The sequence below is a fragment of the Tabrizicola sp. genome (assembly GCF_051645465.1).
GTDB lineage: Bacteria > Pseudomonadota > Alphaproteobacteria > Rhodobacterales > Rhodobacteraceae > Tabrizicola.
Window position 1 is genome coordinate 1 of the sequence record NZ_JBOFBI010000379.1, and the last position, 2,939, is coordinate 2,939.

Consider the following 2,939-nt stretch of genomic DNA (forward strand, 5'->3'; position numbering starts at 1 on the left):
GTGACATCGGAGAGGTCATGCATGATGACGAAGGGGCGCCTGTCGCGGGGCAAGCCGGACAGGGCGCGGGCAATTCCGGATCGCCCGCCGCCCATGCAGTAGATGCCCACCAGATCGGGATGTTCGGCCAGAAGCGCCCGGGTCGTCGTCTCGGCAAGCTCGTTGTTGGAAACTAGATCGACTGTCGGCAGGGCGGCAAGGTTGGGAAATTCCTGTTCGATCAGGTTGAGGAACCCAAGCTCGCGTTCGCGCTGGCCAAGAAAGCCGCGTTGACCGACGAACAGCGCCACCTTTCCCGCCCGGTCGCCACAGAACCGCCCCATGACCAGGCCGGCCGTCCGACCCGCCACCCGATCGTCAAGCCCCACATAGGCCGACCGCCCGGTCGCCAGCAGGTCGGAGGCGAAGGTCACCACCTTCACCCCGGCGGCGATCAGGTCGTTGATGACCAGCCGCGTCCGCGGATGGTCGACGGCCACGACGCCCACACCATGGGTGCCAAGATCGATCCGCTCTACTGAGGCGATCAGCGCTTCGGCGCTCAGGTCGGGCAAGGCGTGGACGGTGGCGCGCGATACCAACGGCAGGCTTCCGGCGAATTCCTCGAGCCGCTGGGCCACGTCGCCGAGGAAGGCCTGGCTGCCGCGGGGCAGGAAGAACTCAAGCTGGGCGGGCCGCGCGGGCAGGACCGTCTGATGGTCCGAGGGCAGGTAGTGCAGCATCTCTGCCGCCTGCATCACCCGCTGCCGGTTCGCCGCGCTGACACCGGGGCGGCCATTCAGCACGCGGTCGACCGTGGCCGTCGAAACCCCGGCTGATCGGGCGATGTCGGATATCCTTGCGCGGAGCACGGGCCAGTCCACCCCTCAGTCTGATGCCCAATCCATCACACGGAGACGCAAAACCCGTCAACTGCCACCGCACTGAGATCGATGAGACCGCCGTTCGCCCCGGTCTCCCGATCATGACACCCCACCGCTGATGGATTCTGATGGAAACCGCTTTGCGGGTCTCGGCCCGTTTTCCCAATGTGGCCGGACGAATCGCCCTTGGGGAGGGGGAGACCATGACGGCAGACCGCGTCCGGGACTATGCGCTGGACGGGCATGACACCGAGCATGCGAAGGCTACGGGGCTGGCCAATGCCGACTGGTACCGGACCGAGGTTGCCCGCAAGGACATGAAAGAGCTGATGCAGCGCCGCGACGGCCCTGCCATCCGCGACACTGCGGTCTGGATCGCCCTGCACATCGTCACGGCCTGGGGCGGGATCGCCTTCTGGGGCACATGGTGGTGTGTGCCGTTCTGGGCGGCCTACGGGGTCCTTTATGGTTCAGCCTGCGACAGCCGCTGGCATGAGGCCGGGCATGGCACTGCGTTCCGGACGCAATGGATGAATGACGTGGTCTATCAGATCGCCTCGTTTCAGGTGGTGCGGAACCCGGTCAGCTGGCGCTGGTCCCACGCGCGCCACCACACCGACACGATCATCGTGGGCCGCGACCCCGAGATCGCCTGCATGCGCCCGCCGAACCTTCTGAAACTGCTCGTCGCCTATGGTGGCATCTACGGCATGTGGGAATCGATGGTGGCCCTGGTCAGGAACGCCATGGGCCATCTCTCGGCGGGCGAGAAGGACTACATCCCCGAAAGCGAGTGGGGCAAGGCGATCTTCGCCGCGCGGTTCCATATGGCGATCTATGCGGCCACAGCCGTCGCGGCCCTTGGCTGGCAATCGTGGATCCCTGTGATGCTGATCGGCGGGCCGCGCATCTATGGGGCCTGGCACATGGTGATGACCGGCCTTATCCAGCACTGCGGTCTGGCCGAAGACGTGACCGACCACCGGCTGAACTCGCGCACCGTCTACATGAACCCAATCTCGCGCTGGCTGTACTGGAACATGAACTATCATATCGAACATCACATGTTCCCGATGGTGCCCTATCACGCGCTGCCGAAGCTGCATGCGCTGATCAAGCACGATCTGCCGCCTGCCAACCCGTCGATCTGGGACGCGTACCGAGAGGCGCTTCCGGCTGTCCTGCGGCAAGCGAAGGACCCGGACTACGCGTTCCGCAAACCCCTGCCGCCGACCGCGCGGCCCTATCAGGAGGCAACGCCACATGGCTGACTGGGTCCGGGTCTGCCCGCTTGACGACATCGACCCCGAAGACGTGATCCGCTTCGATCACGCGGGCCGGACTTTCGCCATCTATCGCGCGCCGGACGGCACCCCATTCGCAACCGACGGACTTTGCACGCATGAGCAGGTGCATCTGGCTGATGGCCTGGTGCTCGGCGATCAGATCGAATGTCCCAAGCACAACGGCCGCTTCAACATCCGCACAGGGGCCGCCCTTCGTGCACCCGTCTGCGTCGCGCTGAAGACCTGGCCCGCCCGGGTGATGGACGGCCAGATCGAGATCGAGGTCTAGGATGAGCCGCAAACGCCTGACCGTCGCCGACATCGCCGCGCTAAAGGGCAAGCGCCAGCTGACCATGCTGCGGATCTTCACTCTGGACGAGGCCGCCGCCGCCGAGGCCGCCGGGATCGACGTCGTCTCGCTTCCGCCCGAACTGGTCACCCACCCCCGTTACCGCGAGGTGGCACCTTCGCTTTTCTCGATGACCGGCGCCGCGCGGGCGACCTGATCAACCGGGGGGCGGATGCCGTCTACTGCTCGGGGTCGATGGAAACCGTGGAGTATCTCGCCCGCGAATGGATTCCGGTTGTGGGGCACGTCGGGCTGGTCCCTTCCCGCGTCACCTGGACGGGTGGCTACCGGGCGGTGGGCAAGACGGCCGACACTGCGCTTGCCCTCTACGATGAATGCCTGGCCTACGAACGCGCAGGTGCCATCGCGGTCGAGATCGAGGTCGTCCCGCCCGAAGTCGCCGCCGAGATCAGCCGCCGGATGAAGCGGCTGTCGCTTTGG

The 2,939-nt window shown here is 65.9% G+C and carries 5 protein-coding genes; 4 read left to right on the forward strand and 1 reads right to left on the reverse strand.

Features of this window, described 5'->3' with window-relative positions; genetic code table 11:
- The coding region (locus ACRCSW_RS23240; RefSeq protein WP_438708026.1) for a LacI family DNA-binding transcriptional regulator at positions 1-851 on the reverse strand (851 nt) is incomplete at its 3' end.
- 215 nt (positions 852-1,066) lie between these two features.
- Here ACRCSW_RS23240 and ACRCSW_RS23245 point away from each other — a divergent pair.
- The 4 genes from ACRCSW_RS23245 to ACRCSW_RS23260 all read left to right on the forward strand — a co-directional run.
- Positions 1,067-2,134 carry a fatty acid desaturase family protein gene (locus ACRCSW_RS23245; RefSeq protein ID WP_438708027.1) on the forward strand — a complete coding sequence of 356 codons (1,068 nt, stop codon included), beginning with the start codon at positions 1,067-1,069 and terminating at the stop codon, positions 2,132-2,134.
- Positions 2,127-2,438 (forward strand): MocE family 2Fe-2S type ferredoxin, encoded by a 312-nt coding sequence (locus ACRCSW_RS23250; RefSeq protein WP_438708028.1) that lies wholly within the window; start codon positions 2,127-2,129, stop codon positions 2,436-2,438. The genes ACRCSW_RS23245 and ACRCSW_RS23250 overlap by 8 nt, the downstream gene beginning before the upstream one ends.
- Before the next feature lies 1 nt (position 2,439).
- Complete coding sequence (locus tag ACRCSW_RS23255; protein ID WP_438708029.1) at positions 2,440-2,655, forward strand: hypothetical protein; 216 nt, start codon at positions 2,440-2,442, stop codon at positions 2,653-2,655.
- Between the two features lie 38 nt (positions 2,656-2,693).
- Positions 2,694-2,939 (forward strand): 3-methyl-2-oxobutanoate hydroxymethyltransferase (locus tag ACRCSW_RS23260; protein ID WP_438708030.1); only part of this gene is annotated, 246 nt, incomplete at its 3' end.

What these genes read in the sequence shown, in the direction of transcription:
- ACRCSW_RS23250 (WP_438708028.1), top strand. Translation starts at nt 2,127, where the DNA reads ATGGCTGACTGGGTCCGGGTCTGCCCGCTTGACGACATCGACCCCGAA.
- ACRCSW_RS23245 (WP_438708027.1), top strand. Translation starts at nt 1,067, where the DNA reads ATGACGGCAGACCGCGTCCGGGACTATGCGCTGGACGGGCATGACACC.
- ACRCSW_RS23255 (WP_438708029.1), top strand. Translation starts at nt 2,440, where the DNA reads ATGAGCCGCAAACGCCTGACCGTCGCCGACATCGCCGCGCTAAAGGGC.